Origin of the sequence: Streptomyces sp. NRRL WC-3605 (assembly GCF_001509795.1) — a bacterium.
GTDB lineage: Bacteria > Actinomycetota > Actinomycetes > Streptomycetales > Streptomycetaceae > Streptomyces > Streptomyces viridochromogenes.
In genome coordinates this window covers 67,552-88,961 of the sequence record NZ_LLZN01000058.1, presented here as the reverse complement: position 1 = coordinate 88,961, position 21,410 = coordinate 67,552, and the positions used below count along the sequence as shown (strand labels likewise).

Sequence of the window (21,410 nt, the reverse complement as noted above, 5' to 3'; positions counted from 1 at the left end):
CGCCATCACCCGGGACGTGCTGCACGACGAACTCACCCGCATCTGGCGGGAGACCGGCGTCTCCGTCCTCTTCGTGACGCACAACGTCCGCGAGGCCGTACGACTGGCCCAGCGGGTCGTCCTGCTCTCGTCACGTCCCGGCCGCGTGGCCCGCGAGTGGACGGTCGGCATCCCGCAGCCGCGCCGCCTGGAGGACACCGCGGTGGCCGAACTGTCCGCCGAGATCACCGAAGAACTGCGTGGGGAGATCCGCCGCCATGGCCGGCACTGACAACGGAGTCGACACGAAGGTCGACACCCGCAAGAGCGGCACCGAGGACCTGGCCGGGCTGGAGGCCGGGCTCGACGCCCTGGACTCCGTGCAGGTCCGCCGTACGTCGCTCCGCGAGACCCTGGTCCGCAAAGTGCTGCCGCCGGTCACCGCGGTGGCGCTGGTGCTGGCGGTGTGGCAGGTGCTCGTCTGGGCGGAGATCGTCCCCGCCTACAAGCTGCCCTCGCCGTCCGAGGTGTGGGGCGAGGTGCGCGACGCGTGGCTCAAGGGCACCCTGCTCGACTACATCTGGACGTCGGTCTCGCGCGGTCTGCTCGGCTTCCTGCTGGCACTCGCGATCGGCACCCCGCTCGGCCTGCTGGTCGCGCGGGTGCGGTTCGTGCGGGCCGCCATCGGACCGATCCTGTCCGGCCTGCAGTCGCTGCCCTCCGTGGCCTGGGTGCCGCCCGCCGTGCTGTGGCTGGGCCTGAACAACTCGATGATGTACGCCGTGATCCTGCTGGGCGCGGTGCCCTCGATCGCCAACGGACTCGTCGCCGGCATCGACCAGATCCCGCCGCTGTTCCTGCGGGCCGGCCGCACCCTCGGCGCCACCGGGCTGCGCGAGGCGAGGCACGTCGTGATGCCGGCGGCGCTGCCCGGCTACCTCGCCGGTCTGAAGCAGGGCTGGGCGTTCTCCTGGCGCTCCCTGATGGCCGCGGAGATCATCGCCTCCTCCCCGGACCTGGGCGTGGGCCTCGGCCAGCTCCTGGAGAACGGCCGCAACAACAGCAGCATGTCCCAGGTGTTCCTGGCGATCTTCCTGATCCTGCTCGTCGGGATCGCCATCGACCTGCTGATCTTCAGTCCGCTGGAGCGCCGGGTGCTGCGCGGCCGTGGTCTGCTGGTCAGCCGCTGACGACGGGGCCCGCGCCCCGCGGGCTCACGGGCGCCGGGGAGCACGGACCCAGCCGAGCGAGCGCTCGACGGCACGCTGCCAGGACTCGTACTCCCACTCCCGCCGCTCGGCGTCCATGTCGGGCAGCCACTGCGCGGCCCGGTGCCAGTTGCGGCGCAGCACCGCCAGGTCCGGCCAGTACCCGGCGGCCAGCCCGGCGGCGTAGGCGGCGCCCAGCGACACCGTCTCGGCGACCAGCGGCCGTACGACGGGCACGTCGAGGACGTCGGCGAGGATCTGCATGAGCAGGTGGTCGGAGGTCATGCCGCCGTCGACCTTGAGCTGCTTCAGGGCGAGGTCGGAGTCGGCGTTCATCGCGTCCACCACCTCGCGGGTCTGCCAGCCGGTGGCCTCCAGGACGGCCCGGGCGAGATGCCCCTTGGTGATGTACGAGGTCAGGCCGACGATGACGCCCCGGGCGTCGCTGCGCCAGTGCGGGGCGAACAGGCCCGAGAACGCGGGCACGATGTAGCAGCCGCCGTTGTCCTCGACGGTGCGGGCCAGCGTCTCGATCTCGGGGGCGCTGTGGATCAGGCCGAGCCGGTCGCGGAACCACTGCACCAGGGAGCCGGTGACGGCGATCGGGCCCTCCAGCGCGTAGACGGTGGGCTGCCCGTCGATCTTGTACGCGACCGTGGTGAGCAGCCCGTGCTCGGAGCGCACCAGGTCGGTGCCGGTGTTCATGACCAGGAAGCTGCCGGTCCCGTACGTGCACTTCGCCTCGCCCGGCGAGAAGCAGGTCTGGCCGAACAGGGCCGCCTGCTGGTCGCCGAGGGCGGCCGTGATGGGGACGCCGGGCAGCACGGCCCGGGCCTCGCCGTAGCGCTCGGCGGAGGAGTGGATCTCGGGGAGCATGGTGGGCGGCACCCCGAAGAAGTCCATGAGCGCCCGGTCCCAGGTGAGCGTCCGGATGTCCATGAGCATGGTGCGGCTGGCGTTGGTGGCGTCGGTGATGTGCAGTCCGCCGTCCTTGCCGCCGGTGAGGTTCCAGATCAGCCAGCTCTCGATGGTGCCGAACAGCACCTCACCGTCCCGCGCGCGCCGCTCCAGTCCGTCGACATGGTCGAACAGCCAGCGGATGCGGGGCGCGGAGAAGTAGGTCGACGGGGGCAGCAGGCAGTGGTCGAGGAAGAAGTCGTCGCCGGGGTCCCGGCGCAGCTCCTCGACGAACGGGGCGGTGCGGGTGTCCTGCCAGACGATCGCCCGGCCCAGCGGCACGCCGGTGCGCGGGTCCCACAGGACCGTCGTCTCGCGCTGGTTGGCGATACCGATGGCGGAGATCTGGTCCGGCGCCACCTGGGCGTTGGCCAGGGCCTCGGGGACGACGCGCTGGAGGTTGCGCCAGATCTCGACGGCGTCGTGCTCGACCCAGCCGGGCTGCGGGAAGTACTGCTGGTGCTCGCGCTGGGCGACCGACACCAGCCGTCCTCCGTGGTCGAACAGGATGCACCGGGTGGAGGTGGTGCCCTGGTCGATCGACATCACATACCGCTCCACCATGATCGGCCCTCCTTCCGGTGTGTCGTGGGGTGCCCGGCCTACCAGCGGGCCGCGCCGAGGTCCCTGGAGATCGCGCGTGCCGCCTCCCGCAGCACGGTGATCAGGGCCGGCTGGGGCCGGCCTCTGGTGTCGCAGATCCGCTCGACGGCGCCGGACACGCCGATCGCTCCCACGACGAGTCCCCCCTGTCCGCGGATGGGGGCGGCGACCCCGGCCTCGCCCATGCTCATCTCCTGCACCTCGGAGCCCCATCCCAGGTCCCGGATCTCGGCGAGCGCGCGGTGCAGGTCGGCGAAGTGGATCAGGGTGTGCCGGGTGTACGCCTCCGGGATGTCCTCGAGGAGCGGCTCGACGGGTGCCGCGCCGAAGGCCAGCAGGACCTTGCCGAGCGAGGAGGCGTGCAGCGGGAGCAGCGCGCCGACGTCCAGGGTCTGGAGGGTGTCGTCGGGCCGGAAGACATGGTGGATGACGAGCACCCTGCCCTCCAGCGGGGTGCCGAGCCGGACGGCCTCCCCGCTGCGGGCGGCGAGGGCGTCGGCCCAGTTGATCGAACGGGACCGCAGTTCGTTGACGTCGAGGTAGCTGGTGCCGAGGTGCAGCAGGGCCGCCCCGAGCTGGTACTTGCCGGTCGCGGGGTCCTGTTCGACGAAGTCGACGTGCTGCAGGGTGCGCAGGATGCCGTGGGCGGTGCCCTTGGCGAGGCCCAGGGAGGAGGCGACCTCGCCGAGGCCGAGCCGCCGGGAGCCGCCGGCGAGCAGTCGGAGGATCGCCGCGGCCCGCTCGATGGACTGGACGGGGCCGGCCATGACACGAGCCTAGTCCGATTCACCCCTTTGGGGACTATCGTTCGGTAATGCCGACCTGCGTTCGTTGACCTGGTCGGTTTGCCTTTCTACCGTTTCTCATCCGGCCCGGCCTTCCGCCGGCAGGGCTCCCCCTAGGAGGAGGACCGATGATCACTGCGCAGCCGTGGGCCGCGCCTCAGGGGGAAGTCGAGCACCTGTTCAGCCTGCCGCACGCGCCGGAGGCCGCGAGTGGCATACGCCGCCGGGTGCGCGGTGTGCTGACGGACTGGAACCTGACGGCGGAGGCCGCCGCGGACGTCCTGCTGGTGGTGTCCGAGCTGGTGACGAACGCGATCGTGCACGCCCTGCCGCCCGCGACCCTGCGGGTCTCCCGCGACCGGGGCGAGACCTGCGCGGCGGTCCGCGTCGAGGTGACCGACACCGGCCCCGCCGCCCAGCCGTCCGCCGTCGACCCGGACGAGCACGGCCGGGGCCTGGACATCGTCAGCACCCTGTCCGAGCGTTGCGGGGTGCGGGTGCAGTCCGGCGGGACGTGCCGGTGGGCGGAGTTGCGGGTGGACGAGGGCTGAGCGAGGGCTGACACCACGACCTGGGCTCACAGCAGAACCGTCCGGCACCACGACCTGGGCTTCCACGCGGACCGGCAGACGCCACGCGGGCCCGGCATGCGAAAGGGCCCCCGCGGACGTCGCCCGCGAAGGCCCTGCACACCGTCGGGACGACAGGATTTGAACCTGCGACCCCTTGACCCCCAGTCAAGTGCGCTACCAAGCTGCGCCACGTCCCGGTGCCCATCACACGGCGAACCGTGTGATCACGCAGGTCAACCCTACCTCATGGGCGGGGCGGCGCCGACGGGCGTCTCGTCCGACGGCACGGCCGCATCCCGGTCGGCCATGGGGTGCGCGGGTCGGCCCGCCGCACCCCGGTGAACCCTGCCGTACTGCCCTCGTCCGGGACTCCAGGACATGCCCCCGACGAACCCCGCCATCAACACGGTCACCAGCGCGACCACCCACCACGGCAGGCCCGCCGTCGCCATGAAGGCGACGACCGCCACCAGCGCGAGAAGTGCCACCACGTCCCGCTCCCCCCTTCACCCGTACCTCACCAGCCCCCGGCGCCCCGGGAGCAGCCACGCGTCACAGCGGGCATATGACGCAACAATACGCGAGACCGTCGTACAACCCACTTCGGACCATCCGTACATATGACAGGACGGTTCATATGACGGGCTGCTCGACGGAGTGTCCGTCCGCCCCCTTCGCCACCCCACACTGTGTCCAGGCCGGACGGCCGCGGTCCCCGGCTAGGGTCGGCCGCATGACGCACAGCTTCGCTCTCCACATCCCCGACGCCGAGCTCGAACCCGAGCCCCTGGCCCCGGAGCAGATCGTCTCCGGGACGCCCGAGGTGACCGGGAAGGTGGTGTGGGAGTCCGCCGACGGCCGTCAGGTGCGGGGCGTCTGGCAGATCACGCCGGGCGTGGTCACCGACACCGAGGCCGACGAACTCTTCGTGGTGATCAGCGGGTCGGCCACCATCGAGGTCGAGGGCGGACCGACGCTGCGGGTCGGGCCCGGCGACATGGCCGTGCTGCGCGAGGGCGACCGTACTACGTGGACCGTGCACGAGACGCTGCGCAAGGCGTACGCGATCAATCTGTGAGCGGGCGGCCCGTCGTCCCCCGGATCTCCAGCGCGGGCCCGGCGAGCTGGACCCCGCCCGCTCCCCCGGTGCCGGCGAACCGGTCCAGCAGGCACCGGGCGGCGCGCCGCCCGACCTCGTAGCCGGCGTTGTCGACGGTGGTCAGCCAGACGTGGCGCAGCCGGGCGATGCTGGTGTTGTCGTAGCCGACGACCGACAGGTCGCGCGGCACCCGCAGCCCCGACTCCTCGGCCGCCGACAGGGCGCCGATGGCGCAGATGTCGTTGACCGCGAAGACGGCCGTCGGCCGCCGCGCGCCGGTCAGCAGCCGGACCGTCGCCCGGTAGCCGCCCTCCTCGGTCATGTCGCCGCTCTCCACGACCGCCTCGTCCGCCAGGCCGTGTTCGCGCATCACCGCCTCGAAGCTGCGCCGGCGCAGCTCGCCGACCGCCCCGTAGCCCGCGATGTGCGCGACGCGCCGGTGCCCGAGGCCGATGAGGTGCTCGGTGACCAGACGGGCGCCGCGCTCGTCGTCGTTGGCGACCACGTCGACGCCCGCGGGCGCGGGTTCGCGCGCCCCGGCCACCACCACCGGCAGCCGCTCGGCCGCCTCGGCGAGCGCCGCCGGGTCGGGCAGGGTGCCGACCACGACCAGCCCGTCCACGCGCAGGTCCAGCAACGGGCCCGCGGGGTCCTGGCCGGTGCGGCGGTTGAGGCGGGCGTCGGCCAGCAGCATGTGCAGGCCGTTGTCGTGCAGCAGGGAGTTCAGGCCGTCGAGGAGGTCGACGAACCAGGGGTTGCGCAGGTCGTTCAGCAGGACGCCGACCGTGCGGGTGCGCTGTTCGCTGAGGCTGCGCGCGGCGGCGTTGGGCCGGTAGCCCAGCTCGCGCACGGCTCGCAGGACGGCCTCGCGCTTCTCGGGGCGCACCTGCTCGGAGCCCCGCAGCACCAGCGAGACCAGCGACTTCGAGACGCCGGCGTGGTCGGCCACGTCACGGATGGTCGGCTGCCTCATGGGGATGGACCGTTCCATGCGCCTTGGGCGCTTGTCAAAGGAGGGCGGCACGCGGGACGGGGGTTGACACCGGTCGCGGCGGCGACCCAAGGTGGCCCGGACAAGAGATGGACCGGTCCAATGAGGGGCTGCAATGGTGGACACGCTCGGCGTCGCCGTCGTCGGATTCGGCTGGATGGGGCGCGTGCACACGCAGGCGTACGCCCGCCTCGCGCACCACTACCCGGACCTGCCCCTGCGCCCGGAGCTGGTGACGGTCGCCGAAGAGGTGCCCGGCCGGGCCGAGGAGGCCGCCGCGCGCTTCGGCTTCGCCTCGGCGACCCGGGACTGGCGCGAGGTGGCCGCCGACCCGCGCGTGCGGGCGGTCAGCGTCACCGCGCCGAACTTCCTGCACCGGGAGATCGGCGTGGCGATGGCCGAGGCCGGCAAGCACCTGTGGATCGAGAAGCCGGTCGGGCTGACCGCGGACGACGCCCGGGCCGTGGCCGACGCTGCCTCCCGGGCCGGTGTGCGCTCCGCCGTCGGCTTCAACTACCGCAACGCGCCCGCCGTCGAGACCGCCCGCGACCTCGTCGCGTCCGGTGACATCGGCACCGTGACCCATGTGCGCATCCGCCTGTTCAGCGACTACGCCGCCCATCCACAGGGGGCGCTGACGTGGCGTTACGAGCGTGAGCGCGGCGGCAGCGGGGTGCTGGGCGACCTCGCCTCGCACGGTGTGGACCTCGCCCGCCGCCTGCTCGGCGACATCGCCTCGCTGACCGCCGACACCGCGATCTTCGTCCCCGAGCGGGCCCGGCCGACCGGCGCCACCGCCGGGCACACCCTCGCGACCGGCGAGCTCGGCCCGGTGGAGAACGAGGACTACGTCTCCTGCCTGCTGCGGTTCGCGTCCGGGGCGCGCGGGGTGCTGGAGGCGTGCCGGGTCTCGGTGGGCGAGCAGAACAACTACGGCTTCGAGGTGCACGGCACCCGGGGCGCGGTGTCCTGGGACTTCCGCCGGATGGGCGAGCTGAGGGTCAGCCGCGGCACCACCTACCAGGACCAGCCGGTCGCCACGGTCCACGTGGGCCCCGGCGACGGCGAGTTCGGCGCGTTCCAGCCGGGCGCGGCGAACGCGATGGGCTACGACGACCTGAAGGTCGTCGAGGCGTACCGGTTCCTGCGCTCGATCGCCGAGGGCACCGCTTACGGGGCCACCCTGGAGGACGCGGTGCGCAGCGCGGCCGTCCTGGACGCGATGGTGCGCTCGGCGGCCGACGGCACCTGGGTGGACGTGGCGGCGGAGGGCTGAGGGCCCGTGTCAGCGTGCCCGCTGCGCGCGCCGGCCGATGCCCACCTTGACGGGGGCCATGAGCAGCCAGAGCCACATGGCGCCCTGGCCGTACGCCAGGGCGAGGGGCACGCTGGCGACGAACACCACCACTGTCACCGCGAGGTCGACGGCGAAGAGCCGGAAGCCCTCCGGTGGTCCCGCCGGGCCCCGCAGCCAGGGGCGCCGGGCCAGCAGGAGAACCACCGCGAGGTCGGCGGCGCCGAGCGCGGCGACCGTCGCCGCGTACGCGGCGACCGACTCGGGCTCCCTGCCGTACTCGGAGAGGAGCTTGGTGGGGAAGGGCAGCAGGGCCGCGACGCCGAGGCCCAGGATGGACAGCGTGATCAGCTGCCCGTCGACCTGCCGGACGTAGCCGAAGATGCGCCGGTGCTCCCGCCAGAACGCGCCGAGCACCAGCACGCTCAGCGCGTACGCCGCGAGGTTCGGCAGGAGTTCGCGCAGGGCGTCGGCGTAGTCGGGCGAGTCCAGGTCCCGGGGGACGGAGAAGTCCAGGACGAGCAGGGTGAGGGCGATGGCGAACACACCGTCGGCGAGCGCCACCAGCCGCTCCGGCCCGCCGTCCGGGATCGAGTTCCACATGCGCACGACGGTAGGGAGCCGGGGCCGGCCCGGTCGGCGTACACGCCCGGGCCGCCCGTCCGGCCGTCACCCGATGGGCGCCGGCATGTTGTACGGCGTCACCACCTGGATCGCCGACGGCACGGTCGGGCCGGACGGCGGCAGCGCGCCGTGCGCCCGCATCACGACGTGGCACGCCTCGCGCAGATCGTGCCGCAGGTCGTGGTGGAGCACGACGGACAGCCGGTGCTCGCGCAGCAGCCGGGTGTTGTCCCCGTCGAGGTCGTGGGCGACGAACACCGCGCACGCGCGGCCGAGGTCCTCGAAGGCGCGCAGGGTGGCGATGTTGCCGCCGCCGATGGAGTAGACGGCGCGGATGTCCGGGTCGCGTTCCAGCGCGGCCCGCACCAGGTCGTACTGGGTGGCGTCCAGTCCCTGGCCCTCGGCGATCTCCACGAGGGTGCGCTCGGGGTGCAGGGTCCGCATGGCGCCGCGGAAGCCCATCTCGCGCTCCTCCTCGTTGCGGAAGAAGCCGCTGCTGAGGCTGGTCAGCACATTGCCGGGCCGGTCCCCCAGCCACTGGCCCATCAGATAGGCGGCGGTGGCGCCCGCGGCCCGGTTGTCGATGCCCACGTAGGCGAGGCGGGCCGTGGCGGGCAGGTCCGTCACCAGCGTGACGACCGGGATGCCGGCGTCCACGAGCCGGGCGACGGCGGCGGTGACCTCGGGGACGTCCGGGGCCTTGAGGATCACGCCCTGCGAGCCGCGCCGCGCGATGCGGTCGAGCGTGCCGGTCAGCTCCGCGACCGGCCCGGTCTCGCGGAAGTGGAAGCGGGAGCGCACCACGGCCGGGTGCAGGGAGGGCAGTTCGGCCTCCAGGGCGGCGCGGACGGCCGTGGTGAACCGCTGCGGGGCCTGCACGACCATGTCGACCATGAAGGTACGGCCCTGGAGACGGACCTGGGTGCGCTGGCGGTCCAGGTCGGCGATGGCCTGGTGGACCTCGCGCGCGGTGCTCTCGCGCACCCCTGTGCGGCCGTTCAGGACCCGGTCGACGGTGGCCTCGCTCAGACCCGCCTGACGTGCGATCTCCCGGATCGGGAAGGGGTGGCCCATGCGTCGGCTCCTGAGGGGTTTTTGATGGCTTCCTGCTGGTTGTTCGAGGGGATTGTCAGGACAAGAATGGCATCACTGAGCCGCCCCTGTCACCGAGAGGACGACGATGTCTCTCACTTCCGTGCACCGCCCGGTGTGGCTGTCCGAGCGCGACTGCGACCTCGCTGACTTCCGTGAGCTGGTCGAACGGACCACGGACCGCGCCGGCTACCCGTACGCCCGTGCCGTGGAGCAGGGCGTCCTGCTGTACGACAGCGACCGTCTGCGCGCGGCGGACGACCCGCGGGACGTCCGGGCCGAGCTGGTGCGCGCCCTCGCGGACGGGCCCGGCATCGTGGTCCTGGAGGGCGCCTTCCCCGACCCGGCGGTCGTCGACCGGCTCACCGCGGTGTTCGACGCGCTGATCGCCGCGCAGCGCGCCGCGGGCACCGCCGCCGGTGACCACTTCGCCAAGCCCGGCGCCAACGACCGGGTGTGGAACGCCCTGGAGAAGGCCGCCCTGCACGACCCGGCCGCCTTCGCCGACTACTACGGCAACGACATGCTCGCCCTGGTGTCGACGGCCTGGCTGGGACCCGGCTACCAGGTCACCTCGCAGGTGAACGTGGTCAATCCGGGCGGCGCCGCGCAGACCGTGCACCGCGACTACCACCTGGGCTTCCTCTCCAACGAGGCGGCGGCCGCCTACCCGGCGCACGTGCACACGCTGTCCCCCGCGCTCACCCTCCAGGGCGCCGTCGCGCACTGCGACATGCCGGTGGAGTCCGGGCCGACGATGTACCTGCCCCACTCGCAGCGCTACGCGCCGGGCTACCTGGCCTGGCGGCTGCCGGCGTTCCAGGAGTACTTCGAGGCGCACCACGTGCAGCTCCCGCTCGCCAAGGGCGACGCCGTCTTCTTCAACCCGGCGCTGTTCCACGCCGCCGGCACCAACCGCTCCGCGGACATCCGGCGCACGGCCAATCTCCTGCAGGTGTCGTCCGCGTTCGGGCGGGCCATGGAGACGGTCGACCGCGAGGCCGTGGTGAACGCCGTCTACCCGGTACTGCTGGAGCGGGTCGCCGAGGGCGCCGGCGCGGCCTGGGCCCAGAACGTGATCGCCGCGAGCGCCGAGGGCTACCCGTTCCCCACGAACCTGGACGCCGACCCGCCGGTCGACGGACTGGCCCCGCCCTCCCAGGCGGACGCCGTGCGGCGGGCACTGTCCGAGGGGTGGACACCCGAAGCGCTGCGCGAAGAGCTGCGGGCCGGCGCCGAGCGGCGCGCGAGCTGACCGAAAGGACGCGGAACAGGCATGGGACTTCTCGACGACAAGGTCGTCCTCGTCAACGGCGGCAGTCAGGGGGTCGGGGCCGCAGTCGCCCGGGCCGCCGTGCGCGAGGGGGCGGCCGTGGCCGTCACCGGGCGCCGCGCCGAGCCCGGCGAGGCCCTGGTGGCCGAGCTGACGGCCGCCGGGGGCACGGCGATGTTCGTACGCGCCGACCTCGCGGACGCCGAGCGGGCCAGGTCCTCGGTCGCCGAGGTCGTGGCCGCGTACGGGCGGATCGACTGCCTGGTCAACTCGGCGGGGCTGACGTCCCGGGGCACGCTCCTGGACACCACGCCCGAGCTGTTCGACCAGCACATCGCGATCAACCTGAAGGCGCCGTTCTTCGCCATGCAGGCCGCCGTGGCCGACATGGTGACGCGCGGGGCGCCCGGCACGATCGTCAACATCATCACGTCCTCCGCGCACGGCGGGCAGCCCTTCCTGGCGCCGTACGTGGCGGCCAAGGCCGGTCTGGTGGGCCTCACCCGCAACGCCGCGCACGCGCATCGCTGGGACCGCGTCCGGATCAACGGCCTGAACATCGGCTGGACGGCCACCGAGGGCGAGGACGTCACCCAGAAGACGTTCCACGCCGCGTCGGACGACTGGCGGGAGCGGGCCGCCGCGAAGCTCCCCATGGGCAAGCTCGGACAGCCCGACGAGATCGCCGACTTCGTGGTGTTCCTGCTGTCGGACCGGTCCGGGGTCGTCACCGGGTCGGTGATCGACTGGGACCAGAACGTCCTCGGGGGCCTCGACTAGCGGCACCCCTCGCCCACCCGTACTCCCCCGCTCGACAAGGAAGTTGAAGCATGCGTATCGGAATCCTCGGCCTCGGCCGTATCGGCGCCTTCCACGCCGAGACCCTCGCCGGTCTCGACGTGGTGGACTCCCTCGTCGTCACCGACCCGTTCGCGGACGCGGCCAAGGCCGCCGCGGAACGCTTCGGTGCCGAGGTCGTGGACTCGCCGCAGGCCCTGCTGTCGGCGGGCGTGGACGGCATCGTCGTCGCCGCCGCGACCGACGCCCACCCCGCGCTGATCCTGGCCGGCGTCGAGGCGGGCATCCCCGTCTTCTGCGAGAAGCCCGTCGCCCGCACCATGAGCGAGGGCGTCCAGGTCCTCAAGGCCGTCCAGGACAAGGACGTGCCCATCCAGATCGGCTACAACCGGCGCTTCGACGCCGGGTTCGTCGCCGCCCGGGCCGCCGTGCGGGCCGGTGAGCTGGGCGAGCTGCACACCGTGCGGTCGACCACGCTGGACCCGGCGCCGCCGCCGGCCGCGTACATCGCCGCCTCCGGCGGCATCTTCCGCGACTGCTCCGTGCACGACTTCGACATCATCCGCTGGGTGACCGGCCGCGAGGTCGGGGAGGTGTACGCGGTCGGCGGCAACAAGGGCGCCGACTACATCGCGGACGCGGGCGACGCCGACACCACCGGCGCGATCCTCACCCTGGACGACGGCACCATCGCCGTCGTCTCCAACTCGCGGCACAACGCGCGCGGTTACGACGTCCGCATGGAGATCCACGGCTTCGCGGATTCCATCGCGGTCGGCCTGGAGGACAAGCTGCCGCTGCGCTCGGTGGAGCCCGGCGTGACGTTCCCCGCCGGCACCCCGCACGACTTCTTCATGGACCGCTTCACCGACGCCTACCGCGCCGAACTCACCGCGTTCACCGAGGTCGTGGCCGGCTCCCGGCCGTCCCCCTGCACGGTCGAGGACGCCCTGGAGGCCGGCTGGATCGCCGACGCGTGCACGCTGTCGCTGCGCGAGCACCGCCCGGTGACGATCGAGGAGGTGCGGCAGTCGTGACCGGGCCCGGAACCGGACCGCTGCGCATCGGCGTGCTCGGCGCGGCACGCATCACCGAGCGCGCCCTCGTGGGTCCGGCCCGCGCGGGCGGCCACCGCCTCGTGGCGGTGGCCGCCCGGGACCGGTCCCGCGCCGAGGCGTTCGCCACCGCCCACGGTGTCGAGCGGGTGGCGGACTCGTACGCCGGTCTGCTGGCCGACCCGGACGTCGAGGTCGTCTACAACCCGCTCGCCAACGGCCTGCACGGCCCGTGGAACCTGGCCGCGCTCGCGGCCGGCAAACACGTCCTTACGGAGAAGCCGTCGGCGAGCAACGCGGAGGAGGCGGCCGAGGTACGCCGGGCCGCGGCGGCCTCCGGAACGGTCTTCATGGAGGCGTTCCACTACCTGTTCCACCCGGTCACCCGTCGCCTGCACGAGCTGCTCGCCTCCGGCGAACTCGGCACGCCGCGCCGGGTGGAGACCCTGGTCGCGATCCCGGCCCCGGACGACACCGACCCCCGCTGGTCGCTGCCGCTCGCGGGCGGCGCCCTGATGGACCTCGGCTGCTACGGCCTGCACGCGGTGCGGATGCTCGCCCCCTGGGCGGGCGGCGCGCCCCGCATGCTGTCGGCGCGGGCCGGCGAGCGCGCCGGGGCGCCCGGCGTCGACGAATGGCTGGACGCGGAGCTGGAGTTCCCCGGCGGGGCACGTGCCTCGGCCCGCTGCCACATGGCGTACGGGACGCTGGAGATGAGCTGCCGGATCGTCGGTTCCCGGGGCCAGGCGTTCGCCCCGAACTTCGTGCTCCCGCACCAGGACGACCGGGTCGTGGTCCGCACCCCCGCCGGCGAGCGCACGGAACACCTCGGCACACGCTCGTCGTACACGTACCAACTGGACGCGCTGGCCGCACACCTGAGGCACGCGGCCCCGCTGCCCCTGGACGCGGACGACGCGGTGGAGACGATGACCCTGATCGACGCCTGCTACCGAGCGGCGGGCCTGCCGCCCCGGCCCCGGACGAGGCTCGGCTAGGCGTACAGCGCCGGCCTCTCCGCCAGTTCCACCGGTACCCGGCCTCCCTTCGCCAGGGCCCGGACGCCCGCCGCGGACACGGCGGCCACCGCGTAACCGTCCCAGGCGCTCGGGCCGGTGACCTCGTCGCGGCGGGTGGCGTCGACCCATGCCTGGACCTCGTGGTCGTAGGCGTCGGCGAAGCGTTCCAGGTAGTCCTGGGCGATGGTGCCGCCCCAGCGGCCGGCGGTCTGGGCGACCAGGGCGTGGGCGTCGCCGACGCGGGCGGTACCGCGTTCGCAGACGACCTCGGCCTGGACCTGGTAGCCGAAGCCGCAGTTGACGAAGATCTCGACGTCGACGACGGCTCCGCCGTCGGTCTCGAAGACGACGAACTGGGGGTCGCGCAGGCCATGCGGTGCGTCGCCGGACGGTGCCGGGGTGAGCACGGTGACGGACGTGATCTCGTGGCCGAGGAGCCAGCGGGTCACGTCCATCTCGTGTGCCACGGAGTCCTCGACGAGCATCTCGGACGTCCAGCCGGGCGGGCTCGCCACGTTGCGGTGCCGGTTGTGCAGCAGCAGCGGGCGGCCCAGCCGGCTCGTGTCCAGCAGGGCCTTCAGCTCCCGGTACTCGCGGTCGTAGCGCCGCATGAAGCCGACCTGGACGCGGCGCCGCCCGAGGGCGCACTCGGCCTCGACCACCCGCAGCGCGGCGGCCGGGTCCGGGGTGAGCGGCTTCTCGCAGAGCACGGGCAGGCCCCGCTCGAACGCCGCCATGAGCGCCGCCTCGTGGGCGGGGCCGGGTGAGGCGACGATCACCGCGTCGACGTCGGGCGAGGCCATCGCGGCGGCCGGGTCGGTGTGCACGGCGCAGCCGCCGGCCCGGGACGCGACGGCCTCGGCGCGTCCCCGGTCGACGTCCACCACGGCGGTCACCCGGGCCCCGCTGACGGTCTCCTGGACGCGGCGCACATGGTCGGCGCCCATCCTGCCGGTGCCGATGACGGCGACGCCCAGATCGTCCGGACGGTGGGGCATGGCGATCGGCGTCCTCTCGAGGGCGTCAGGCGCCGCAGGACCTGAGGAACCTGCGGGTGCGGACCGCGATGGGCAGGGGCTTGTCCGGCTCGCAGGGGTACATGTCCTGCTCGACGATCGCGAACAGGTCGACGTCCAGCTTCTGCGCGGCCTCCAGGACCGGGCCGAGTTCCGGCACGCCGGCCGGGGGCTCGCACATGACGCCGCGGGCCACGGCAGGGCCGAACGGGATCTCGTTCTTCACGACGTCCGCGAGGATCTCCGGGTCGACCTGCTTGAGGTGCAGATAGCCGATGCGCTCGCCGTAGGTCTCGATCAGCTTGACGCTGTCGCCGCCGCAGTAGGCGTAGTGCCCGGTGTCGAGGCAGAGGTTGACGAGGCCGGAGTCGGTCGAGTCGAGGAAGCGCTCGACGTGGGCCTCGGTGTCGATGTGGGTGTCGGCGTGCGGGTGGACGACGATGTCCAGGCCGAACCGCTCGCGCACCTCGCGGCCGAGCCGCTCCATGCCCTGGGTGAGGTGTCCCCACTGCTCGGCGGTGAGCTCGGAGGGCTCCAGGATCTCGGCGGTCTTGTCGTCGCGCCAGAAGGACGGGATGACGACGAGGTGCTTCGCGCCCATGGCCTGGGTGAGCGAGGCGACCTCGCTGACGTGCTCCCAGGTGGAGTCCCAGACGGCGGGACCCCGGTGCAGGCCGGTGAAGATCGTGCCCGCGGAGACCTTGAGGCCGCGCCGGGTGATCTCGTCGGTCAGCCGGGCCGGGTCGGTGGGCAGGTAGCCGTACGGTCCCAGCTCGATCCAGTCGTAGCCGGCCTCGGCGACCTCGTCGAGGAAACGGTCCCAGGGCACCTGGGCCGGGTCGTCGGGGAACCAGACGCCCCAGGAGTCGGGGGCCGAGCCCACCCGGATGCGGTCCAGAGCTGCGGGCATGTCAGGACTTCCCTTCCGAGGAGGCCACGGGTGCGGTGAGCGCGTCGGCTTCCGGGAGCTCCTCCACGTCGACGCCGCGGACCTGCGACAGCTCGTGCTTGAGCGCGGCGAGTTCGGTGCCGCCGGCCATGTGGTTCGTGAGCTCCTCGAGGCTGACCTCGTCGCGGGAGGCGTTGAGCTCCATGGTGCCCAGGCGCAGGACGCTGAAGTGGTCGCCGACCATGTAGGCGTGGTGCGGGTTGTGGGTGATGAAGATGACGCCGAGGCCGCGGTCGCGGGCGGCGGCGATGTACTTCAGGACGACGCCGGACTGCTTGACGCCGAGGGCGGCGGTGGGCTCGTCCAGGATGAGGACGCGGGCGCCGAAGTAGACGGCGCGGGCGATGGCCACACACTGGCGCTGGCCGCCGGAGAGCGTGCCGATGGGCTGCTCCAGGTCGTCCAGGACGATGCCCATGTTCCGCAGTTCCTCGTCGGCGGTCTTCTTCATCCGCTGGATGTCGAGGCGGCGCAGGGGCCAGGGGCCCTTGGTCATCTCGGAGCCGAGGAAGAAGTTGCGCCAGACCGGCATCAGCGGGACGACGGCGAGGTCCTGGTAGACGGTGGCGATGCCCTTGTCGAGGGCCTCGCGGGGGGTGGAGAAGCGTACGGGTGTGCCGTCGACGAGGAACTCGCCCTCGGTGTGCTGGTGCAGCCCCGAGATGATCTTGATGAGGGTGGACTTGCCGGCGCCGTTGTCGCCCAGGACGCAGGTGACCTGGCTGGGGAAGACCTTCAGGTCGACGCCGTGCAGGGCGCGGATGTTGCCGTAGGACTTGCCCGCGCCGCGCAGTTCGACGAGCGGGGCGTCCCTCTCGGGGGTCCGGTCTTCCGGGGTCCGGTCCTTCACCTCGGCACCCTGGGTGCCGTTTCCTTCGGTGGTCATGTCGGTCACCTCCTGGTCGCCGTGCGCTGGACCCACTGGTTGATGAGGACGGCACCGAGGAGCATCACGCCGAGGAACGCCTTGAACCAGTCGGGGTTCCAGCCGGCGTAGACGATGCCCTGCTGGACCATGCCGAACATGAAGGCGCCGAAGACCGGGCCGATAGCCGAGCCGGCTCCGCCGGTGAGCAGACAGCCGCCGATGACCGCCGCCGCGATGTAGATGAGCTCCTGGCCGACGCCCTCGCCGGACTGCACGGTGTTGAACGAGAACAGCTGGTGCATGCCGACGAACCAGGCGCCGAACCCGACCAGCATGAACAGCGAGATCTTGGTGAAGGTCACGGGGACGCCGACGGCTCGCGCGCTGTCCTTGTTGCCGCCGACGGCGAAGATCCAGTTGCCGTACCTGGTGCGCAGCAGCACCCAGGTGGCGAGGGCCGCGAAGACGAGCCACCAGATGACGGTGATCTTCACGTTGACGCCGCCGACCTCGAAGGACGACGCGAAGAGCGCCTTGGCCTGGTCGAAGCCGTCCATGTCGCTGATGTCGTCCGTGGCGACGTTCCCGGTGACCAGCTTGGTCACCGCGAGGTTGACGCCCTGGAGGATCAGGAAGGTGCCCAGGGTGACCAGGAAGCTCGGCAGCCCGGTCTTGACCAGCATCCAGCCGTTGAACAGGCCGACCCCGAGCGAGACGACAAGGGCGACGATCACGCCGACCCAGACGTTCATCGTCAGCTGGTAGCTGACCATGCTCGCGGTCAGGGCGGAGGTGATCACGGCGACGCCGGCCGAGAGGTCGAACTCGCCGCCGATCATCAGCAGGGCCACGGGCAGCGCCATGATCCCGATGGTCGACGACTGGTACAGGATGTTCGCCATCGAGCTGCCGTCGCGCACGGCCGGCGCCGTGACGAGGAAGAAGACCAGCACCGCGACGGCGCCGAGGAAGACGCCCACCTCGGGCCGGGCCAGCAGCCGCAGCGCCAGCGGGCGGCGGGCGGTCCGCCCGTCGGTCTCCTTGCCCGGGCCGGGGGCCGGCGGTGTGGTCACCGCCGGCTCAGCCTGTCGGGTCATACTCATCACCGGGTGCCCTTCGCGGCGAACTTGTCGATGGTCTCGACGTTCGACTTGTCGACGAACGCCGGGCCGGTCAGCACCGGGGCCTCGCCGCCGCCCATGTAGTTGCCGTTGTTCTTGTACAGCCACAGGGAGTCGATCGCCAGGTAGCCCTGGAGGTAGGGCTGCTGGTCGACCGCGAACTCGATGTCGCCCTTGCTGATCGACTTGGTCAGGTCCTTGTTGAGGTCGAAGGTCGCGACCTTCGCCTTGCTGCCGGCCTCGGACACCGACTGCACCGACGTCAGCGCGAACGGGGCACCGAGGGCGACGACGTAGTCGATGTCGCTGTCCGTCTTCAGTTTGGCGGTGATCGTGGACTTCACGCTCGGCATGTCCGTGCCATTGACGTTCAGGGTCTCCAGGTCGCCCTCGAACGTCTTCTTCACACCGTCGCAGCGCTGGGTGAGGCCGATGTTGCCCTGTTCCTGGATGACACAGACGGCCTTCTTGGCGCCGGACTCGTTCAGCCGCTTGCCGAGGGCCTCGCCGGCCACCGTCTCGTCCTGCCCGAAGAACTCCGTCAGGCCGAGCTTCTGCCACTCGCTGACGCCGGAGTTCAGGCCGACGACGGGGATGTTCTGCGCCTTGGCCTTGCTCACGACGTCCTTGAGGGCGTCCGGCTTGGCCAGGGTGATCGCGATGCCGTCGACCTTCTGGTCGATCGCGTTCTGCACCAGGTTGGCCTGGCTGCCGGCGTTGGGGTCGGCGGAGTAGATCAGCTTGATGTTGTCCTTGGCGGCGGCCGCCTCGGCGCCCTTGCGGACGATGTCCCAGAAGGTGTCGCCGGGCGACTGGTGCGTCACCAGGGCGACCGTCATCCGGGGCGTGTCGGCCTTGCCCGCAGAGGCGTTCGCCCCGCCCTCCTCGGACTCCTTGCCGCCGGAGCTGCTGGAGCAGCCTGCGAGGGTGAGCGCGGCCGCGGCGGCCACGGCCACGACGGAGGCCAGCTTGCGCGAGCGGGGGTAAGAGCGGTCCATCTTTCCAGCACCTCACTGTGCGACGGGGTGTGCGACGGGGGGAAAGGGTGATCACCGGGATACACGGTCCGGGCCTTCCCTGGGCCGGGCAGTGTGCCGTGGAACACGACGGTTGCGCTGGGACGGGATCAAATCCCTAGATGCGCCCGCTGTCAATACTTTGTTAAGACATCATTTCACGCTCAGGTCCGAATGTAAGTACAAAGTATTGACAGCGTCGGTCTCCGCGTCCTACACCTGGGAGGCGGCAGGCCCCTCGGGACCCGCACCCCCTGTCCAGCTCTAGGAGCGTCACGCATGGCCGAGACAGCCAAGCCCTTCGACTTGATCACGATGGGAAGAATAGGAGTCGACCTCTACCCCCTGCAGTCCGGCCTCCCTCTGGAGCGGGTGGAGACGTTCGGCAAGTTCCTCGGGGGCTCGGCCGCCAACGTCGCCGTGGCGGCCGCCCGGCTCGGCCGCGACACCGCCGTGATCACGCGCACCGGCGCCGACCCGTTCGGCGCGTACCTGCACGAGGCGCTGAAGGACTTCGGCGTGGACGACCGCTGGGTGACCCCGGTGGCCGCCCGTCCGACCCCCGTGACGTTCTGCGAGATCTTCCCGCCCGACGACTTCCCGCTGTACTTCTACCGGCAGCCCAAGGCGCCGGACCTGGAGATCCGCGCCGACGAGCTGGACCTCGACGCGATCCGCGCGGCCCGCGTCTTCTGGATCACCGGCACCGGCCTGAGCGAGGACCCCAGCCGTACGGCGACGCTCGCGGCCCTCGCCCACCGCGCCAAGGCCGGTGTCACCGTCTTCGACCTCGACTGGCGCCCCATGTTCTGGCGCGACCCCGACCAGGCACGCCCGTACTACGCCGAGGCCATGCGGCACGCCACGGTCGCCGTCGGCAACCTCGACGAGTGCGAGGTCGCCACCGGGGTCCGCGAGCCGCGGGCGTGCGCGGAGGCCCTGCTCGCGGCCGGGGTGGAGCTGGCGGTCGTCAAGCAGGGCCCCAGGGGCGTGCTGGCGGTCCACCGCGACGGCACGTGGGCCGAGGTGCCGCCGGTGCCGGTCGAGGTGGCCAACGGGCTGGGGGCGGGCGACGCGTTCGGCGGCTCCCTGGTCCACGGGCTGCTGTCCGGCTGGGACCTGGAGACGGTCATGCGGCACGCCAACGCCGCGGGGGCGCTCGTCGCCTCCCGCCTCGCCTGCTCCTCCGCCATGCCCACCGGGTCCGAGGTCGCGGACCTCCTCGCCCGGGCGTCGTGAACGCCCGCCGAGCCACCCCTGAACGGAGCTTTCGTTGAGTCTCTCCATCCCCGACCTCACCGCGGTCAGAGCCCGGCACCCCGAGGCGATCGCGGAGGCCGCCGCCCGGCGGGTGCGCCGCCCGCTGATCGGCGAGAGCGGGCGCCTGATGATCGTGGCCGCCGACCACCCGGCCCGCGGCGCCCTCGGCGTGGGCGACCGGCGCCTCGCCATGGCCAACCGGGCCGAGCTGCTGGAACGCCTCTGCATCGCGCTGTCCCGGCCCGGCGTCGACGGGGTCCTGGCCACCGCGGACGTCCTGGAGGACCTGCTGCTCCTCGGCGTCCTCGACGGCAAGGTCGTCATGGGCTCCATGAACCGGGGCGGCCTGGCCGGCGCCTCCTTCGAGATGGACGACCGCTTCACCGGGCACCGCGCCGAGGACATCGAGCGCATGCGGTTCGACGCGGGCAAGCTGCTGGTCCGCATCGACCTGTCCGACCCCGGCTCCCTGGCCACCCTGGAGTCCTCGGCCCGCGCCGTCGACGCCATGGCCGCGCGCCGGCTGCCGCTGTTCGTCGAGCCCTTCGTCTCCCGGCGCGTCGACGGCAGGGTGCGCAACGACCTGTCCGCCGAGGCCGTCACCCGCTCGATCGCCATCGCCTCGGGCCTGGGCGGCACCTCCGCCTACACCTGGCTGAAGCTGCCGGTCACCGACGACCCCGACCACATGGCCCAGGTCCTGGAGACCTCCACGCTGCCCGTGGTGCTGCTGGGCGGCGAGGTGGGCGGCGACCAGGAAGGGGCGTACGAGCGCTGGCGCAAGGCGCTCCGGCTGCCGACCGTCCAGGGCATGGTCGTCGGCCGCTCGCTCCTCTACCCGGCCGAGGGCACTGTGGAGACGGCGGTGGACACGGCCGTCGGCCTGTTGTGACACGCACTGCGACGCGGAGGAACGACTGTGACGCTCGATGACGCGATGACGTACCACCTGCCCGCGGGAAAGGCGCTCGGCGGCCCGTACGTCGTGGACGTCACCCCCGAGAAGGCCCGCTGGGGGTACTCCAGCCTGCGGATCCTGGAGCTGCCGCCCGGCGGCACGCACTCCTTCGAGACCGGCGACAGCGAATGGATCGTGCTGCCGCTGGCCGGCGGCTGCGCCGTGACCGCCACCGACGACTTCGGCCACGACACCTTCCCGCTCACCGGCCGCGACGGCGTGTTCAGCGCCGTCACCGACTTCGCCTACGTCCCGCGCGACGCCCGGGCGACCGTCACCTCGCCGGGCGGCGGACGGTTCGCGCTGACCGGGGCGCGCTGCACCCGGCGGCTGCCGGCCCGCTACGGACCGGCGTCGTCGGTGCCGGTGGAGCTGCGCGGCACGGGGAACTCCTCCCGCCAGGTGAACAACTTCGGCGCGGCCGGGGTCTTCGAGTGCGACAGGCTCATCGCGGTCGAGGTGATCACGCCGGGCGGCAACTGGTCGTCGTTCCCGCCGCACAAGCACGACGAGCACCGGCCCGGCGAGGAGTCGGTCCTCGAGGAGATCTACTACTTCGAGTTCGCCGGCCACGAGGGCACCCCGGGCCTCGGCTACCAGCGTGTCTCGCCGTCCGGGCACGGCCGGGGCACCGACGTCCTCGCGGAGGTGCGCGACGGCGACGTCGTCCTGATCCCCGACGGCTGGCACGGGCCGTCCATGGCGGTGCCCGGCCACCACATGTACTACCTCAACGTCATGGCGGGCCCCGAGGACGAGCGCGCCTGGCTGATCTGCGACCACCCCGACCACGCCTGGATCCGCGGCACCTGGCCGGACCAGCCCGTGGACCCCCGTCTGCCCCTCTACACCGCCCCGTCCCAGTGAGGTCAC

22 protein-coding genes, 1 tRNA gene and 1 pseudogene are annotated in these 21,410 nt (G+C 72.3%); 12 read left to right on the top strand and 12 right to left on the bottom strand.

Annotation, left to right across the window (positions count from 1 at the left end; all coding sequences use genetic code 11):
* Both ADL34_RS18770 and ADL34_RS18765 read left to right on the top strand, forming a co-directional pair.
* A pseudogene (locus tag ADL34_RS18770) lies at positions 1-271 on the top strand (ABC transporter ATP-binding protein); the annotation flags it as partial.
* Positions 258-1,169 carry an ABC transporter permease gene (locus ADL34_RS18765; RefSeq protein ID WP_062668899.1) on the top strand — a complete coding sequence of 304 codons (912 nt, stop codon included), beginning with the start codon at positions 258-260 and terminating at the stop codon, positions 1,167-1,169. The pseudogene ADL34_RS18770 and the gene ADL34_RS18765, both read left to right, overlap by 14 nt.
* A gap of 24 nt (positions 1,170-1,193) precedes the next feature.
* Here ADL34_RS18765 and glpK read toward each other — a convergent pair whose 3' ends face one another.
* On the bottom strand, positions 1,194-2,708 hold the full coding sequence (glpK, locus tag ADL34_RS18760; protein ID WP_062668898.1) for a glycerol kinase GlpK: 1,515 nt from the start codon (positions 2,706-2,708) through the stop codon (positions 1,194-1,196).
* Positions 2,709-2,746: 38 nt separating this feature from the next.
* Positions 2,747-3,514, bottom strand: coding sequence for an IclR family transcriptional regulator (locus ADL34_RS18755; RefSeq protein WP_062668897.1), 768 nt, complete (start codon positions 3,512-3,514; stop codon positions 2,747-2,749).
* Between the two features lie 146 nt (positions 3,515-3,660).
* Between ADL34_RS18755 and ADL34_RS18750 the strand changes: the two genes are divergently transcribed.
* Positions 3,661-4,083 (top strand): ATP-binding protein, encoded by a 423-nt coding sequence (locus ADL34_RS18750; protein WP_062668896.1) that lies wholly within the window; start codon positions 3,661-3,663, stop codon positions 4,081-4,083.
* Positions 4,084-4,227: 144 nt separating this feature from the next.
* Here ADL34_RS18750 and ADL34_RS18745 read toward each other — a convergent pair.
* Both ADL34_RS18745 and ADL34_RS18740 read right to left on the bottom strand, forming a co-directional pair.
* Positions 4,228-4,301: transfer RNA gene (locus tag ADL34_RS18745), tRNA-Pro, on the bottom strand.
* Positions 4,302-4,343: 42 nt separating this feature from the next.
* On the bottom strand, positions 4,344-4,595 hold the full coding sequence (locus ADL34_RS18740; protein WP_062668895.1) for a hypothetical protein: 252 nt from the start codon (positions 4,593-4,595) through the stop codon (positions 4,344-4,346).
* 242 nt (positions 4,596-4,837) lie between these two features.
* Between ADL34_RS18740 and ADL34_RS18735 the strand changes: the two genes are divergently transcribed.
* Positions 4,838-5,182 (top strand): cupin domain-containing protein, encoded by a 345-nt coding sequence (locus ADL34_RS18735; RefSeq protein ID WP_062668894.1) that lies wholly within the window; start codon positions 4,838-4,840, stop codon positions 5,180-5,182.
* On the opposite strand, the gene ADL34_RS18730 is transcribed toward ADL34_RS18735, so the two are convergent.
* Positions 5,172-6,176, bottom strand: a complete 1,005-nt coding sequence (locus ADL34_RS18730; RefSeq protein ID WP_062668893.1) for a LacI family DNA-binding transcriptional regulator — start codon at positions 6,174-6,176, stop codon at positions 5,172-5,174. The two genes, ADL34_RS18735 and ADL34_RS18730, sit on opposite strands and share 11 nt — an antisense overlap.
* 133 nt (positions 6,177-6,309) lie before the next feature.
* Between ADL34_RS18730 and ADL34_RS18725 the strand changes: the two genes are divergently transcribed.
* Entirely contained in the window at positions 6,310-7,470 is a 1,161-nt protein-coding gene (locus tag ADL34_RS18725; RefSeq protein WP_062668892.1) for a Gfo/Idh/MocA family protein, read from the top strand.
* Between the two features lie 9 nt (positions 7,471-7,479).
* Here ADL34_RS18725 and ADL34_RS18720 read toward each other — a convergent pair whose 3' ends face one another.
* Both ADL34_RS18720 and ADL34_RS18715 read right to left on the bottom strand, forming a co-directional pair.
* On the bottom strand, positions 7,480-8,091 hold the full coding sequence (locus tag ADL34_RS18720; protein WP_199835593.1) for a TMEM175 family protein: 612 nt from the start codon (positions 8,089-8,091) through the stop codon (positions 7,480-7,482).
* Positions 8,092-8,157: 66 nt separating this feature from the next.
* Positions 8,158-9,186, bottom strand: coding sequence for a LacI family DNA-binding transcriptional regulator (locus tag ADL34_RS18715; protein ID WP_062668891.1), 1,029 nt, complete (start codon positions 9,184-9,186; stop codon positions 8,158-8,160).
* A gap of 106 nt (positions 9,187-9,292) precedes the next feature.
* Here ADL34_RS18715 and ADL34_RS18710 point away from each other — a divergent pair, with 106 nt between their 5' ends.
* From ADL34_RS18710 to ADL34_RS18695, 4 genes are read left to right on the top strand one after another with little or no spacing between them, the layout of a single operon-like run.
* Positions 9,293-10,459 carry a phytanoyl-CoA dioxygenase family protein gene (locus ADL34_RS18710; protein ID WP_062668890.1) on the top strand — a complete coding sequence of 389 codons (1,167 nt, stop codon included), beginning with the start codon at positions 9,293-9,295 and terminating at the stop codon, positions 10,457-10,459.
* Positions 10,460-10,480: 21 nt separating this feature from the next.
* Positions 10,481-11,257 (top strand): SDR family oxidoreductase, encoded by a 777-nt coding sequence (locus ADL34_RS18705; protein ID WP_062668889.1) that lies wholly within the window; start codon positions 10,481-10,483, stop codon positions 11,255-11,257.
* 50 nt (positions 11,258-11,307) lie between these two features.
* Positions 11,308-12,312 (top strand): Gfo/Idh/MocA family oxidoreductase, encoded by a 1,005-nt coding sequence (locus tag ADL34_RS18700; protein WP_062668888.1) that lies wholly within the window; start codon positions 11,308-11,310, stop codon positions 12,310-12,312.
* A complete protein-coding gene (locus ADL34_RS18695; RefSeq protein ID WP_062668887.1) occupies positions 12,309-13,328 on the top strand; it encodes a Gfo/Idh/MocA family protein in 1,020 nt (339 codons plus the stop codon). The genes ADL34_RS18700 and ADL34_RS18695 overlap by 4 nt, the downstream gene beginning before the upstream one ends.
* Here the strand turns inward: ADL34_RS18695 and ADL34_RS18690 are convergent.
* Genes ADL34_RS18690 through ADL34_RS18670 form a run of 5 tightly spaced genes read right to left on the bottom strand, consistent with a single transcriptional unit; the run spans position 13,325 to position 18,301 of the window.
* A complete protein-coding gene (locus tag ADL34_RS18690) occupies positions 13,325-14,347 on the bottom strand; it encodes a Gfo/Idh/MocA family protein (protein WP_062668886.1) in 1,023 nt (340 codons plus the stop codon). The two genes, ADL34_RS18695 and ADL34_RS18690, sit on opposite strands and share 4 nt — an antisense overlap.
* A gap of 25 nt (positions 14,348-14,372) precedes the next feature.
* Positions 14,373-15,275 carry a sugar phosphate isomerase/epimerase family protein gene (locus ADL34_RS18685; protein ID WP_062668885.1) on the bottom strand — a complete coding sequence of 301 codons (903 nt, stop codon included), beginning with the start codon at positions 15,273-15,275 and terminating at the stop codon, positions 14,373-14,375.
* 1 nt (position 15,276) lies between these two features.
* Entirely contained in the window at positions 15,277-16,200 is a 924-nt protein-coding gene (locus tag ADL34_RS18680) for an ATP-binding cassette domain-containing protein (RefSeq protein ID WP_062668905.1), read from the bottom strand.
* Positions 16,201-16,205: 5 nt separating this feature from the next.
* The gene (locus tag ADL34_RS18675) at positions 16,206-17,285 is read right to left on the bottom strand and encodes an ABC transporter permease (protein ID WP_062668884.1); all 1,080 of its coding nucleotides are present in this window, start codon (positions 17,283-17,285) and stop codon (positions 16,206-16,208) included.
* Positions 17,285-18,301, bottom strand: coding sequence for a sugar ABC transporter substrate-binding protein (locus ADL34_RS18670; RefSeq protein WP_062668883.1), 1,017 nt, complete (start codon positions 18,299-18,301; stop codon positions 17,285-17,287). Before ADL34_RS18670 ends, ADL34_RS18675 begins: the two co-directional genes overlap by 1 nt.
* 297 nt (positions 18,302-18,598) lie before the next feature.
* On the opposite strand from ADL34_RS18670, the gene iolC reads away from it, so the two are divergent.
* Genes iolC through iolB form a run of 3 tightly spaced genes read left to right on the top strand, consistent with a single transcriptional unit; the run spans position 18,599 to position 21,404 of the window.
* Positions 18,599-19,558: a 5-dehydro-2-deoxygluconokinase gene (gene iolC / locus ADL34_RS18665; protein WP_062668882.1), complete on the top strand. Its 960-nt coding sequence runs from the start codon at positions 18,599-18,601 to the stop codon at positions 19,556-19,558.
* A 34-nt stretch (positions 19,559-19,592) separates the two neighbouring features.
* The gene (locus ADL34_RS18660) at positions 19,593-20,471 is read left to right on the top strand and encodes a Cgl0159 family (beta/alpha)8-fold protein (protein ID WP_062668881.1); all 879 of its coding nucleotides are present in this window, start codon (positions 19,593-19,595) and stop codon (positions 20,469-20,471) included.
* Positions 20,472-20,516: 45 nt separating this feature from the next.
* Positions 20,517-21,404 carry a 5-deoxy-glucuronate isomerase gene (iolB, locus tag ADL34_RS18655; RefSeq protein WP_062668904.1) on the top strand — a complete coding sequence of 296 codons (888 nt, stop codon included), beginning with the start codon at positions 20,517-20,519 and terminating at the stop codon, positions 21,402-21,404.
* Positions 21,405-21,410: the final 6 nt, after the last annotated feature.